This is a genomic window from Dickeya chrysanthemi NCPPB 402 (assembly GCF_000406105.1).
GTDB lineage: Bacteria > Pseudomonadota > Gammaproteobacteria > Enterobacterales > Enterobacteriaceae > Dickeya > Dickeya chrysanthemi.
Genome location: NZ_CM001974.1, coordinates 451,488 through 467,213 on the forward strand (window position 1 = coordinate 451,488; position 15,726 = coordinate 467,213).

General features: G+C 58.6%; 6 protein-coding genes. 4 read left to right on the forward strand and 2 right to left on the reverse strand.

The features are described 5' to 3' along the window. Positions 1–126: 126 nt before the first annotated feature. Both DCH402_RS02195 and DCH402_RS02200 read left to right on the forward strand, forming a co-directional pair. Positions 127–5,640 (forward strand): putative Ig domain-containing protein, encoded by a 5,514-nt coding sequence (locus DCH402_RS02195; protein WP_039999397.1) that lies wholly within the window; start codon positions 127–129, stop codon positions 5,638–5,640. A gap of 57 nt (positions 5,641–5,697) precedes the next feature. Further along, a complete protein-coding gene (locus DCH402_RS02200; protein ID WP_039999399.1) occupies positions 5,698–7,206 on the forward strand; it encodes a TolC family protein in 1,509 nt (502 codons plus the stop codon). Positions 7,207–7,324: 118 nt separating this feature from the next. Here the strand turns inward: DCH402_RS02200 and DCH402_RS02205 are convergent, their stop codons facing one another. Beyond that, on the reverse strand, positions 7,325–8,917 hold the full coding sequence (locus DCH402_RS02205) for a methyl-accepting chemotaxis protein (protein ID WP_039999400.1): 1,593 nt from the start codon (positions 8,915–8,917) through the stop codon (positions 7,325–7,327). A 429-nt stretch (positions 8,918–9,346) separates the two neighbouring features. Continuing rightward, positions 9,347–12,856 (reverse strand): pyruvate:ferredoxin (flavodoxin) oxidoreductase, encoded by a 3,510-nt coding sequence (nifJ, locus tag DCH402_RS02210; RefSeq protein WP_039999402.1) that lies wholly within the window; start codon positions 12,854–12,856, stop codon positions 9,347–9,349. Between the two features lie 476 nt (positions 12,857–13,332). Here nifJ and nifH point away from each other — a divergent pair, with 476 nt between their 5' ends. Together nifH and nifD are read left to right on the forward strand one after the other, a co-directional pair. Continuing rightward, the gene (gene nifH, locus DCH402_RS02215; RefSeq protein WP_039999404.1) at positions 13,333–14,214 is read left to right on the forward strand and encodes a nitrogenase iron protein; all 882 of its coding nucleotides are present in this window, start codon (positions 13,333–13,335) and stop codon (positions 14,212–14,214) included. Between the two features lie 59 nt (positions 14,215–14,273). Next, the gene (gene nifD, locus DCH402_RS02220) at positions 14,274–15,722 is read left to right on the forward strand and encodes a nitrogenase molybdenum-iron protein alpha chain (protein ID WP_039999405.1); all 1,449 of its coding nucleotides are present in this window, start codon (positions 14,274–14,276) and stop codon (positions 15,720–15,722) included. Positions 15,723–15,726 lie beyond the last annotated feature (4 nt).

Genomic DNA, 15,726 nt, shown 5'->3' on the forward strand with positions numbered 1-15,726 from the left:
TATCTGGCAAGGTTGCCTGGCTTCCTTGCCGGATTATTCGAGCCGGTAAAGGTAAACGTGCGTATAAACCGGTTAATCAGGCTGAATGTATCTGTCGTTAATTACCGATAAACATCGGAGTTTTTTATGCTGTGGCGTCAATTTTTTAAAAAGCAGGCTAGCCAACCAACCGCTGTCGCTGAAACGGCTGTACAACCTTTTGTCTGCGGTTATGTACTGGAAGCCCGTATGCTGTTTGACGGCGCAATTGCAGCCACAGTCGAGCAGACGACAGAGACACACACTACCGAGACCCAAACGGCCAGCACGGCTACCCACACGACGTCGACTGAGACGGCATCCCAGTCTGATAACAGTAGTCATGCAGGCCAGGATGCCAATCAGAGTGTAGCCGCCAAGAGTACCTCAACTGACGGTAATTCAACTGACAATCACTCAACGACGAGTACCGCTGCAGATAGCAGTGATGTTGCGGCAGCAACCGTACACAAAGAAGCGGTGTTTATCGATACCTCGGTGGCCGGTTATCAGACGCTGGCTGCCAACGTTCCGGCCGGGATGGAAGTGGTATTGCTGGACGGCAGCAAAGATGGTTTGACGCAGATGGCCGTATGGGCGCAAACGCACAGCGGTTACGACGCCATTCATGTACTCAGTCATGGCAGTGAGGGAACCGCACAACTCGGTACCCTGACGCTAAACAGCGCCACCGCTCTTGCCCGTGCCAATGATCTGGCGACGCTCGGTGCAGCTCTGAATGCCGATGGTGATTTCCTGCTATATGGCTGTGATGTGGCGCAGGCGTCCGGGCAACAGTTTGCTTCTCTGCTGGCGCAGTTGACCTCGGCAGACGTGGCGGCGTCAACCAATCCTACAGGGGCATCGGCGCTCGGTGGTGATTGGGTAACAGAATTTCATACCGGAGAGATTGGCGTACAGGATTTGGTTATCAGCAGTTATACCAATCTGTTGTCGGTGAATAGCACCTCGGTCACGGTGACCGCGCTTAATGATCCGAACACGGAGTACTATCCCTCGACGTCGGTAGGTAGCAGTGTTGAATTTGATAACAATGGCAATCCTATTGATATCGACCCGACGAATAACACGATTACGATTACTTATAGCAGTGGCGCATCGCTGGACACAGGGTTTGACCTGGTGTTTCAGGGCGGCAGTCTCGACCATTTTACCGGTATTAACAAGACCTCCAGTTCAGGGGTAAACACCAACGATGTGACCGCTACCGTTTCCGGTAAAACCATCCATATTGATGTAGGGAACGGCGGGTTTACTAATGGGACAATAGTCTTCACGTTCACATCGGTCAATGTATCGACGGATACCGCGCCCACGGTTACCGGTAGCGCGACCAATCCTACCTACACGGAAAATGGCTCTGGCGTTAGCCTGTTTTCAGGTGTGACGGCTTCTACCAATGACAGCGGGCAGACGTTTAGCGGTGTGGTTTTTACCGTCAGCAATGTGGCCGACAGCACGGAATACCTGACGATTAACGGGGTGGATGTTGCACTCACCAACGGTAATAGCCTCTCTCTGGGCAGTGGTTACGGCACCGCCAGCGTCAGCAAGAGTGGCGGCACGGCAACGGTGACCTTATCTGGCGCGGTTATGAGTGACGCCAGTATGAACACGTTATTGTCGGGTATGACTTACCGCAATAGCAGTGAAAACCCTTCCGTCACCTCGCGCACGGTGACGCTCAGCCAGCTAACCGATAACGGCAGTACCAATAACACGACTTCGCCCAGTCTCAGTAGTCAGGTGACGGTTCATGCCGTCAATGATGCCCCAACGGATATCTCGCTCACGTCAAGTAGCATCGGGCAATCGTTGGGCAGCAATGGCACGGTCGGCACGCTCAGTGCGACGGATGTCGATTCCAATTCCTTTACCTATACGCTGGTATCCGGCACCGGCAGCACCGATAACAGTTTGTTTTCGATTACCGGCAACACGCTGAAAGTGAATAACGCCGCCACGATGACGGCCGGCACCTATTCTGTGCGGATACAGGTGAGTGACGGTACCGACACCTATCAAAAAGTCTTTTCAGTCACGGTAAGTGATGATGTCAGGCCGACATTTGACGTAGCGCCTGCGGCGACCAACATCAGCGCGAGCGGTTTTGACCTTTCCGCCAGCATAGATGAAGCGGGTACGATTTATTACGTGATTGTCGCTGACGGGGCTTCAGCACCCAGCGTGAGTCAGATTATCGCCGGGCAGAATGCCTCAGGGGCGACGGCAGTCGGTTCCGGCAGCCATGTCGTCGGCAGCGCACCCTATACCTATTCCTTTAGTGTCACGGGATTAAACGGTGCAAGTAGCTACGACGTGTATGTGGTGGCAAAAGACAGCGCCAACAACCAGATACTCAGTGCAACCAAGGTCGATGTCACCACATCGTCCAACACTGCCCCCGTATTCAGCAACCTTAACGGCGGCGCGACCTATACCGAAAATGGCAGCGCGGTGGTGATGGATAATAATGTCACCGTCGCCGATACCGAACTCGGCGCGCTTAACAGCGGACAGGGCAACTATAACGGCGCGTCGATCACCATCGCCCGCAATGGTGGGGCCAGCAGTAACGATACCTTCGGCAATAGCGGGCTGTTGGGGTCGCTGACGCAAGGGCAAAACTTCACGTACAACGGTACTGCCGTGGGCAGCGTCACGACCAATTCGGGCGGTACGCTGACGCTGACGTTTAACAGCAATGCCACCTCGGCGATGGTCGATGCCGTGCTGCAATCCCTGACCTATGCCAACAGTTCTGACGATCCACCGGCCAGCGCCACCCTGAACTGGACCTTTAACGACGGCTCGCTCAACAGTAGCGGCAGCAATCAGGCGGTACTGAGCATCACGCCGGTCAATGATGCGCCGGTCATCAGCAACACGTCGGTCAGCAAAACCTTCAATGAGGATAGTGCGCAGACTTTCAGCGCCGCGGATTTCGGTTTCAGCGATGTGGACAGCGGCGACACGCTGCAATCTATCACCATCGTCACCGCGCCGACCGCCGGCGAGCTGTTTATTGACGCCAACAGCGACGGTGTGCGCGGCGTCGGCGATACGTTGCTTGGCGACGGGGCGGTGGTCGGTTCGGCCAACATCGGCAAACTGACCTTCCGCCCGGCGGCGAATGCCAACGGCGCGGGTTATGCCACCTTCAACTGGACGGTCAACGACGGCACGGCGTCGTCCGCAAATATGGGGACGATGACCCTCAACGTGACGGCGGTTAACGACGCGCCGGTCATCAGCAATACATCGGTCAACAAAACCTTCAATGAGGATAGCGCCCAAACCTTCAGCGCCGCGGATTTCGGTTTCAGTGACGTAGACAGCGGCAATACGCTGCAATCCATCACCATCGTCATCGCGCCGACGGCGGGCGAGCTGTTTATTGACGCCAACAGCGACGGTGTGCGCGGCGTCGGCGATACGTTGCTTGGCGACGGGGCGGTGGTCAGCGCGGCCAACATCGGCAAACTGACCTTCCGCCCGGCGGCGAATGCCAACGGCGCGGGTTATGCCACCTTCAACTGGACGGTCAGCGACGGCACCGCCTCCTCCGCTAATACCGGCACCATGACGCTGAATGTCACCGCGGTTAACGATGCGCCTACCTTGTCAAACGGCACGACCGTAACGTTGACATCGACGACAGAAGACGTGACGTCGTCCGCCACCACGGTATCGTCGTTGCTCAGCAACGCGGGCTATGGCGATGTCGACAGCGGAGCATCCAGCGGCATCGCTATTACCACGACGGCAGGGAACGGCGGCTGGCAATACTCCACCGACAGCGGGGCCAACTGGTTTTCTATCGGGACGGTCTCCGGCTCATCGGCACTGTTGCTGAGCTCGACGGCACAGGTTCGCTATGTGCCGGACAGCGCCAATGGCGAAACCGCAACACTGGGTTTCAGAGCCTGGGATCAAACCAGCGGTACCGCCACGGCGGGTGCCAGCAAGGGCCTGGCGGATACCTCGACTACTGGCGGCAGCAGTGCGTTTTCGACCAACAGCGCACAAGCGTCGCTGGTGGTAACCAGCGTGAATGATGCGCCCACTGTGGGAAGTTCGGTCAGTACCCAAAGCGCCACCAAAGATACGGCGTTCAGTTTCACCGTGCCTGGCGGTGCTTTTGTCGATGTGGATACCGGCGACACGCTGACGCTGAGCGCGACACAGTCGGATGGCTCGGCGCTGCCGGGCTGGCTGAGTTTTAACCCGTCAACCCGCACCTTCTCGGGTACACCGGGTAACGGCGATGTGGGCAACCTGACCATCCGGGTGACGGCGACCGACGGCAGCAACGCCTCGGTCAGTACCACGTTCGGGCTGACAGTCAACAACAGTAATCTTCCGCCGGTCGTTTCCGTACCGGTAGCGGACCAGGCTATTGCACAGAACGGCGGTTTCAGTTTTACCGTACCGGCCGGCACCTTTACCGATCCGGATACCGGCGACACGCTGACGCTGAGCGCGACACAGTCGGATGGCTCGGCGCTGCCGGGCTGGCTGAGCTTTAACCCGGCAACCCGCACCTTCTCGGGCACGCCGGGCAGCAACGATGTGGGTAACCTGACCATCCGGGTGACGGCGACCGACGGCAGCAACGCCTCGGTCAGTACTACCTTCGGGTTGAACGTCACCAACGTCAACGATGCGCCGGTGGTATCCGGTTCACTGGCTGCGCAGACGGTGGCGCAGAACGGTAACTTTAGCCTGACCGTGCCGGGCGGCATTTTCACCGATCCGGATACCGGCGACACGCTGACGCTGAGCGCGACACAGTCGGATGGCTCGGCACTGCCGGGTTGGCTGAGTTTCAACCCGTCAACCCGCACCTTCTCGGGCACGCCGGGCAACGGCGATGTGGGCAACCTGACTATTCGGGTGACGGCGACCGACGGCGGCAACGCGTCGGTCAGTACTACCTTCGGGTTGGTCGTGGCCGCCGGTACGGTGGACGGCGGCGATCCGGAATTCAGGATCAATGGCGGCACGAGCGTGCAGCCGACGGCTACGCCCGTGCCGGTTGTGACGGTGGCGCCGGCGGCACCGGTGACGTTAGGGGCGTTGTTCTCATCTACGTCGCTTGGCGCGATGAATACTGGCGCCACCGCAGATAACGCAACGGCGGCGTCAACCATCTTTCAGGCTGCCCAACGTGCGCCACAAGTCAATAATGGCGCACCGGTCAGCCAGATAGCCGGCGCTTTTGTACAGGGTGCCGTTTCCGGCGGCGCCACTCTGTTTGAAAGTTCGCTGGGGTCATTCCCCAGCTTTAACACTGGCGGTGCGTTGGGCGGCAGTTCTTCACTGGCGGGGCTGTTTTCGGGCATCACTCTGCCTTCTTTGTCGCCGATGGCGGTGTTCTCCGGCGGCAGTTGGCGCGACATCAACGCTAACGGTGCGAATACGAATACCGGCCGGTTAACTACCAGCCGGTTAACTACCGGCCTGGGAGCGATGCAATTCGCCCCGGATCTGGAACAGCAGCTACAACATCTTGGGGATGATACACAGCAGCGGTTGGCGGCGATGGAGCAGGCGTTGAATGATATCGGCCAGATCACCCGCGATAGACAACAAGGGTAAACAGAGCCTCGGGGAACGGTGTTTATGACAATAACAACAAGGGTCAGGAGTGGAATCGTGTTAAAGGGTCGGAAACTGTTCAGTCTCAGCCTGATTGTGGTGGCAATGAGTGGTTGTGCCGTTACCAGCCAGCCAATATCGAAACAGCAAAGCGAGCAGCGTCTTCAGCAAGATAAAGTCGCCATGTTCAGCCAGCAGGAGCCGGTGACGGCGCCGATTACGCTGTACGATGCGATGGCGCGAGCACTCAAATACAACCTGGAAGCCCGGCTTAAAGTGATGGAGCAGGCGTTGTCGCAACAGCAACTGGAGCTGGCGCGCTATGACATGCTGCCCCAGATGGCGATGTCGGCAGGCTATGTCGGGCGCAGCAACACCAGCGCGTCCAGCAGCCGCAGTATTCAAACCGGCAGACAATCACTGGAGCCCTCTACCTCGCTGGATCAAAACCGTGACGTTGCCGACCTGACGATGGTCTGGAACGTGCTGGATTTCGGCGTCAGCTATGTCAGCGCTAAGCAAAAAGCCGACCAGCGCTGGATAGCCGATGAACGCAAGCGCAAGGTCGTCCACACCATCATTCAGGATGTGCGCTCGGCGTACTGGCGGGCGGTGGCGGCGGAGCGTCTGCTGGGGCGGATTGATAGCCTGATTGACCGGGTGAATCAGGCGCGTGAAGCCAGCGAACACATGAGTAAACAGCAGGTGGGCGATCCAGTCGAAGCGCTGAGTTATCGCCGCGCGTTGATTGATGCGGTGCGCCAGTTGGAAGAGCAGCGCCGGGCGCTATCGCTGGCGAAGACCGAACTGGCGACCTTGATGAACCTGCCGTTGGATACCCCCTATACGCTGGCCCTGCCGGACAGCCGCGAGATGGCGGTGCCGCAGCTAAACGTCGATTTCGGTACGCTGGAGCAAACGGCATTGCTCAGCCGTCCGGAACTGAAGGAACAGGATTATCAGGTACGCATCCACGCTGCGGAAACCCGCAAGTCATTGCTGCGTATGTTGCCGGGGCTGGAGGTGAGCGCAGGCGGCCATTACGACAGCAACTCCTTCATGGCGAATCAAAGTTGGGCGGATGTCGGCGTCAAAGTGACCTGGAACCTGTTCAACCTGTTGTCAGGGCCGACGGCGTATAAAACCGCGCAAGTGAATGAAAGCGTATCGGAAGTACAACGTCAGGCGATGTCGCTGGCGATCATGGCACAGCTGTATATCGCCCGGGCCAATTTCAACGAGGCGCTGCGTCAGTATAAAACCAGTGCCGAGCTGCGCGACCTTGACGGCCAGATTGCCGAGCAACTGAGAAACCGTTATCAGGCGAACAGCATTGGTGAATTGCAACTGATTCAGGGGGAACTGAATGCCCTGAACGCCAATCTGCGTCAGGATCTGGCTTACGCGGAATTGCGTAATAGCTACGGCCAAATCCTCTCGACCGTCGGGTTGGATTTATTGCCGAAAACGCTGCCGTCCGACCGTCTGGCGGATATCAGCCAGGCGTTACGTCAGTCGGAAGCGAACTGGCAACAAGGTAAGATAAGCGCATTGCAATCATTCTGATGCTCTGAGGCTATTTCTGGTGCCTGTGGCGCAGGCACCAGAGAAGCCGCGAGTGTTCATCCTGCGTGCGGGTAATGGCAGGATGAACAGCGTAACGGGGGGTTCCAGCCTGAAAACCTCAACGCAGCGCGGCGATGGTCACCGGGGGATTGTCGTTCAGGTTGAAAAAGGTCATGGTGTCGTCCAGATTTCTTGCCTGTTCATGCAATGAGGCGCTGGCGGAGGCGGACTCTTCGACCAACGCCGCATTTTGCTGAGACGATTGTTCCAGCAGCGTGATCGCCGTATTAACCTGCTCGATGCCTTTAGCTTGTTCTGATGACGCCATCGAGATATCCGCCATAAATTCATTCACGCGTTTAATCTCATCCATCAGTTGTGCCATATCCTGCGTGGAGAGCGACGCCACTTTTTCGCCATGAGCGATTTCATCGGCGGTTTTTTCGATCAACTCTTTGATTTCTCTTGCCGAGCCGGCGCTACGCTGCGCCAGGCTGCGCACTTCGGCGGCGACAACGGCAAAGCCTTTACCGGCCTCACCGGCGCGAGCGGCTTCCACCGCGGCATTCAGCGCCAGAATGTTGGTCTGGAAGGCGATGCCATCCATGATGCTGATAATATCGTTGATCTTGTTGGAGCTGTCGGCGATATGCTGGATCCGTTCGATCATCTGGCTAAAGTTGCTGGAGTTTTTTTCCGCCAGCGTCGCCACCGAGCTGGTTAGCGTCATGGCTTTACTGGTGTTGGCGGTGTTTTCCTGCACGGACGCAGTGATTTGCTCCATGCTGGCGGCCGTTTGCTCGACGGAGGACGCTTGCGCTTCGGTACGGGCGGCGAAATCCCGGTTGGCGGCGGAAATCTGCTCGGCACCCGCGGCGACGGAGCTGGCCGACTCTCGCACATCCAGTACGATTTTGCGGAATGCCTGCTGCATATCTTTGAGCGACAGCATCAACGCTCCCATCTCGGTATTGTGCTGGGGGGGAATATCCAGCGTCAGGACGCCTTGCTCCATCATGCCGAAATAGGTTCTGACTTTTTGCATCGGGCTCAGTACCACGGTGCGGACGAACCTCAGGGTGAACAGGCTGAGCAGAATCACCACGATAAGCGTAGCGATCAGGATAGTGAGGGTATGTTGATAGAAGTTATCCGCCTGCGCGATCTCTTCATTCCCGATACCTTCGGCTAAGGTCACGAACCGCGCCAGCTTCTCGCGGAAAACCGCGCCTTTTTCCAGTGCAATCGGCACCAGCGTCGTATAGAAGCGGTCAAGGTTTCGGTCGCGCAGTGAAGCCTGCATCGGCGCGACGGCATTGTTCATATAATCGTTAAATACCGCATCGATGTCGTTGCGCAGCGCCTGCCCTTGCGCCGTCTGCGCCTGAACGCGACGCAGTTCCGCCATCGTGTTGTTGGCCGCAGCGATATAACCGCCGAGTCGTTCCAGACCCGCCTGAATCGTGGCGTCGTCTTTTTTATCTTCAATGGCCAGTGCCACGTTGATGCCGGCCAGCCTGGCGTTCAGCATTTCCGAGTAAGCGGAATAAAGGGGGACGAGCTGCTCGCCCTCAATGCCATTCACTTTGCGAATAGACTGATTGCTTTGTATCGAGGAATGCAGACTGAACGAACACACAGCCAGCAATAGCAGCACAAATACAGCGATAACACAGTAAAGCCCATTTTTTATTTTGATTTTTTCTAACATCCCCTATCTCCTTTGAACTCCAGATTTTCCCTGCCCGCCGTTATGGTGCCTGCTGTCTTGCAGATATGAAACCAATATCGGTAAGGCAGTGACTGTGTTTTCATCAGACGCGGCGTACCTGCCCGATAGGGTTAACAGACTAATGCTTTTATAACAAAGGGTTGTTGATGTAGGTCAGACAGTGTTCCGCAATTGGACGATCGTTCCCCTGTGCGGAGAGTCTCCGACTCTTGTCTGCTTTGGCATAAACCGCATGTCGATTTTCCATTCTGTCTCGCCGTATTGCTACCGGCCCAACATTCGGTTATGCAGAGGCATGGCGGCATGATGCGGAAAATCGCCGGAGGCACACTATCACCCGTCTCCGGGAAAAACATCCCTGTTTAACCGGCTCCTGGTTACTGCGCTTTCCCGGCGGCTGTGGCGCAGTTACCCTTTCGCCAGACGTTTATAGTGCTCGAAGCGTGCTCTGGCGTCCTGCTCGGTTTTGGCGAAAAGCTGGCTTGCCAGCTCCGGGTACTGGCGTTGCAGCGCGCTGTAGCGCACTTCGCCCATCAGGAAGTCCTGGAAGTCGGCTTCCGGTTCGTCGGAGTCCAGCGTGAACGGGTTTTTGCCTGCCGCCTGTAATTGCGGGTTGAAGCGGTACAGATTCCAGTATCCCGACTCCACCGCCTTTTGGGTTTCCCGCTGGCTGCACCCCATGCCGGCTTTCAGGCCGTGGTTGATGCAGGCGGCGTAGGCGATGATCAGCGACGGGCCGGGGTGGGCTTCCGCTTCGGCGATGGCGCGCAGCGTTTGCGCTTTGTCCGCGCCCATCGCCACCTGCGCCACGTACACGTAGCCGTAGCTCATCGCCATCAGGCCGAGGTCTTTCTTGCGCGTGCGCTTGCCTTCAGCGGCGAATTTCGCCATTGCTGCCGCCGGGGTGGATTTGGACGACTGACCGCCGGTGTTGGAATACACTTCGGTGTCGAACACCAGCACGTTAATGTCCTCACCGGAAGCCAACACGTGGTCCAGCCCGCCGAAGCCGATGTCGTAAGCCCAGCCGTCGCCGCCGAAAATCCATTGCGACCGTTTGGCGAGGTAATCCCGGTTCTGATAGAGGCGATTGAGCAACGGGTCGTCGCCTTTTTCACGCTCAAGCAGGGCGATGACCTGGTCGGCCCGCTCGCGGGTGCCGTCGCCGCGCTCTTTCAATTCCAGCCACAGATTGAGCGCGTCGGTCAGTGCCGGGCTGAGCGGCTGCATCAGCGCCGTAGCGGCGTCGCCGGCCAGCTGTTCGCGGATGGCGTTGCCGCCAAGCAACATCCCCAGCCCGAATTCGGCGTTGTCCTCAAACAGCGAATTGGCCCAGGCGGGGCCGTGTCCGCGATGGTTGGCGGTATAGGGGATGGACGGCGCGCTGGCACCCCAGATGGAGGAGCAGCCGGTGGCGTTGGCGATCAACATGCGGTCGCCAAACAACTGAGTTACCAGCCGGGCGTACGGGGTTTCGCCGCACCCGGCGCAGGCGCCGGAGAACTCCAGCAGCGGCGTTTCGAACTGGCTGCCCTTGACGGTGGTTTTATTGAACGGGTTGGGCTTGGGCGGCAGGCCGAGCACCTGTTCCCACAGCGCGATTTTGGGGTGCTGCGACGTCAGCGGCTGCATGGTCAGCGATTTACCGCGCGACGGGCAGATGTCCACACAGTTACCGCAGCCGGAGCAATCCAGCGGCGATACCGCCAGATGATAGTGCAGGGTTTTGGCACCGGTGGCCGGTTTGCTGAGCAGAGCATCAGGTGCCTGCGCGCGCTCCTCGTCGGTCAACAACGCCGGACGGATGGCGGCGTGCGGGCAGATGAACGCGCACTGGTTGCATTGGGTGCAGCCTTCCGGTTGCCAGGCGGGCACGCTGATGGCGATGCCGCGTTTTTCAAACGCCGCGGTGCCGAGCGGAAAGGTGCCGTCTTCCATACCGGCAAAGGCGCTGACCGGTAAGCTATCGCCTTCCTGCCGGTTCATCGGCGTCAGAATGCGGCGGATAAAGTCGGGCAGCGCGGCGGCGGCGGCGGCCGGTTCCGGCAGGTCGGCCCAGTGCGCCGGGATCGTGACCTGAACCGGCGCTAACATGCCCTGATCGATGGCGGCCTGATTCATCGTCACCACGCTCTGGCCTTTCTTACCGTAGGACAGGGCGACGGCGCTTTTCAGGTAGTCGGCGGCGTTCTCGACGGGAATGATCCCGGTCAGCTTGAAGAACGCCGCTTGCATGATCATATTGAAGCGCCCGCCAAGCCCGAGCTGTTGGGCGATATCCACCGCGTTGACTACGTAGAAGCGGATCTGGTTGTGCGCCAGATAGCGTTTCATCGCCACCGGCAGCGCCTCTTCCAGCGCCGCCGGACTCCAGGTGCAGTTCAACAGAAACGTGCCGCCGGGTTTCAGCCCTGCCAGCAAATCGTACTTTTCCACGTAGGATTGCTGCGAGCAGGCAATAAAATCGGCATTGCGAATCAGGTATGGCGAGGTAATCGGCCGGGTGCCGAAACGCAGGTGCGAGACGGTAATGCCGCCGGATTTTTTCGAGTCGTAGGAGAAATAGGCTTGCGCGTACATCGGCGTCTGGTCGCCGATGATCTTAATGGCGCTTTTGTTGGCGCCCACCGTGCCATCGGAGCCCAATCCCCAGAACTTGCAGGCGGTGGTGCCTTCTGGCGCGGTGTCGATATCGTCGAGCGGCAACGGCAGCGAGCTGTGGGTAATGTCGTCCACGATGCCGACGGTAAAGCCGTCTTGCGGCATCGGATGCAGCAGGTTAGCGAACACCGCGGCGATATGCACCGGCGCGATGTCCTTGCCACCCAACGCATAACGGCCGCCGACGATCAACGGCCGGGCGTCATGGTTATAGAAGGCGTTTTTGACATCCAGATACAGCGGTTCAGCCTGCGCGCCCGGCTCCTTGGTGCGGTCCAGCACGGCGATGCGCTGCACCGTGGGCGGAATGGCGGCGAAAAAATGTGTCAGCGAGAACGGGCGGTACAGGTGCACGGTCAGTAGCCCGACCTTTTCTCCGCGCTGGTTGAGGTAATCGACGGTTTCCGCGATGGTTTCGCATACCGAGCCCATCGCGATAATCAGGCGCTCGGCATCCGGCGTGCCGTAATAGTTAAACAGATGGTATTCGCGGCCGGTGAGTCGGCTGATGTGCGCCATCGTCTCTTCCACCAGTTCCGGCAGCGCCTGATAGAAACGGTTAACCGATTCCCGCTCCTGAAAGTAGATATCCGGGTTTTGCGCGGTGCCGCGCGCCACCGGGTGGTCGGGATGCAGGGCGTGGCGGCGAAAACGGTCCACCGCCTGCCGGTCCAGCAGCGTGGCCAGTTCGTCGTATTCCAGCAGTTCGATCTTCTGGATCTCGTGGGAGGTGCGAAAACCGTCGAAAAAGTTGATGAACGGCACCCGGCCTTTAATGGCCGCCAGATGCGCCACGGCGGACAGGTCCATCACCTGTTGCACGCTGCTCTCCGCCAGCATGGCGCAGCCGGTTTGCCGCACCGCCATCACGTCCTGATGGTCGCCGAAGATATTCAGCGAGCTGGTGGCCAGCGCGCGGGCGCTGACATGAAACACCGCCGGCAAGAGCTCCCCGGCGATTTTGTAGAGGTTGGGGATCATCAGCAGCAATCCCTGCGACGCGGTATAGGTGGTGGTGAGGGCGCCGGCCTGTAGCGAACCGTGCACCGCTGCCGCCGCTCCCGCTTCCGACTGCATTTCCACCATTCTGACCGGCTGGCCGAACAGGTTCTTTTTACCCTGCGCCGCCCATTCATCCACGTTTTCAGCCATCGGCGTGGAAGGGGTGATGGGATAGATGGCCGCCACCTCGGTAAAAGCGTACGAGATATACGCTGCCGCCGCGTTGCCATCCATTGTTTTCATCTTTCTTGCCATGTACGGGTTCCTCTCTGTGGTGGTGAAGGCCGCCAGCCATGCGTAGCCGGTCGGCGCGCCGTCATGAACTGACCTAGCACGGCGTATGCCAGTTAGCGCCGGATACAGGAAAGCCCGAAGATTGAACGGGTTGCGATAGCCGCCGTGGCGGCTGAGGCGGCATTGCGCCGGTGTGATTGGGCGGAACAAGACACGGACTGCGACATCCTGTCGGCCTGCTAACAAAGTGTCGGGGTCAGCGGGGCGGGCAACCTGACGATAGCGTCTGACGGCGAACCATCATACCCATCCTGCCGTATTGTCCCTTTTCCAACAATTGGTCTGCCGATTGTCTTGTCCCTGTGCCGGAACGGCAATCGACGATTTTTAAAAAACAATATAAATCAATGCATTGATTGAACTGGCACGGCTGGTACGTTCCCTGCACTCCTTGAGCTGTGTGCAACAAGCATTCAACCCGAACAGGAGAAGCAATCATGGCAATGCGTCAATGCGCCATCTATGGCAAGGGCGGTATCGGTAAATCCACCACCACCCAGAATCTGGTCGCCGCGCTGGCGGAGATGGGCAAGAAAGTGATGATCGTCGGCTGCGACCCGAAGGCGGATTCCACCCGTCTGATCCTGCACGCCAAGGCGCAGAACACCATTATGGAGATGGCGGCGGAAGTCGGCTCGGTGGAAGACCTGGAACTGGAGGACGTGCTGCAAATCGGCTACGGCGGCGTGCGCTGTGCTGAATCCGGCGGTCCGGAGCCGGGCGTCGGCTGCGCCGGTCGCGGCGTCATCACCGCCATCAACTTCCTCGAAGAAGAGGGCGCGTATGAAGAGGACATCGATTTCGTGTTCTACGACGTGCTGGGCGACGTGGTGTGCGGCGGCTTCGCCATGCCTATCCGTGAAAACAAGGCGCAGGAAATCTACATCGTTTGCTCCGGCGAGATGATGGCGATGTACGCCGCCAACAACATTTCCAAAGGCATCGTGAAGTACGCCAAATCCGGCAAGGTGCGCCTCGGCGGGTTGATCTGCAATTCCCGTCAGACCGATCGGGAAGATGAGTTGATCATCGCGCTGGCGGAAAAACTCGGCACCCAGATGATTCACTTCGTGCCGCGCGACAACATCGTGCAGCGCGCCGAAATTCGCCGTATGACGGTGATCGAATACGACCCTAAATGCCATCAGGCCGATGAGTACCGCACGCTGGCGGGCAAAATAGTCAACAACACCAAAATGGTGGTGCCCACGCCGGTAACGATGGACGAACTGGAAGCATTGCTGATGGAGTTCGGCATCATGGAAGAAGAAGACACCAGCATCATCGGCAAGACCGCCGCCGAAGAGAATGCCGCCTGATGACCCCCGCGCCGGCGGCCGTGAGACGGGCGCCTGGCGAAGCATGAAGGAAAGACGGAATGACAAACGCAACCAGTGAACGTAATCAGGCGATCATCCAGGAAGTGCTGGAGGTTTTCCCTGAAAATGCGCGCAAAGATCGCAAAAAACACATGATGGTGACCGACCCGGCGATGGAAAGCGTGGGCAAATGCATCGTGTCCAACCGCAAATCCCAGCCGGGGGTGATGACCGTGCGCGGCTGTGCCTATGCCGGCTCCAAAGGCGTGGTGTTCGGCCCGATTAAGGACATGGCCCATATTTCTCACGGGCCGATCGGCTGCGGGCAGTATTCCCGCGCCGGACGCCGCAACTATTACACCGGCGTCAGCGGGGTGAACAGTTTCGGCACCCTGAATTTCACCTCCGATTTTCAGGAAAAAGACATCGTGTTCGGCGGCGATAAAAAGCTCACCAAACTGATCGAGGAACTGGAGCAACTGTTCCCGCTGACCAAGGGGATTTCCATTCAGTCGGAGTGCCCGGTGGGGTTAATCGGCGACGATATCGAAGCCGTCGCCAACGCCAGCCGCAAAGCCATCGGCAAACCGGTGGTGCCGGTACGCTGCGAAGGGTTTCGCGGCGTGTCGCAATCGCTCGGGCACCACATCGCCAACGACGTGATCCGCGACTGGGTGCTGGATAACCGCGACGGTAAACCGTTCGAATCCACGCCGTACGACGTGGCGATTATCGGCGACTACAACATCGGCGGCGACGCCTGGGCTTCGCGCATCCTGCTGGAGGAGATGGGGCTGCGGGTGGTGGCGCAGTGGTCCGGCGACGGTACGTTGGTGGAGATGGAAAACACCCCGAACGTGAAGCTGAATCTGGTGCATTGCTACCGGTCGATGAACTACATCTCGCGTCACATGGAGGAAAAACACGGCATTCCGTGGATGGAGTACAACTTCTTTGGGCCGACCAAGATAGCCGAGTCGCTGCGCAAAATCGCTGCGCAGTTCGATGACGGCATCCAGCAAAACGCCGAAGCGGTGATCGCCCGTTATCAGGCCCAGACCGACGCGGTGATCGCCAAATACCGGCCGCGGCTGGAAGGGCGCAAGGTAATGCTGTACCTCGGCGGGCTGCGGCCGCGCCACATCATCGGCGCGTATGAAGACCTCGGTATGGAGATCATCGGCACCGGTTATGAATTTGGTCACAACGACGATTATGACCGCACGTTGCCGGAGCTGAAGGAAGGCACGCTGCTGTTTGACGATGCCAGCAGTTACGAGTTGGAAGCTTTCGTCAAGGCGCTGAAACCGGACCTGATCGGCTCCGGCATCAAGGAAAAGTACATCTTTCAGAAAATGGGGGTGCCGTTCCGCCAGATGCACTCCTGGGACTACTCCGGTCCGTACCACGGCTATGACGGCTTCGCCATCTTCGCCCGCGACATGGACATGACGCTCAATAACCCCAGTTGGAGCGAATTAACCGCCCCGTGGCTGAAGTCCGCCTGATGAG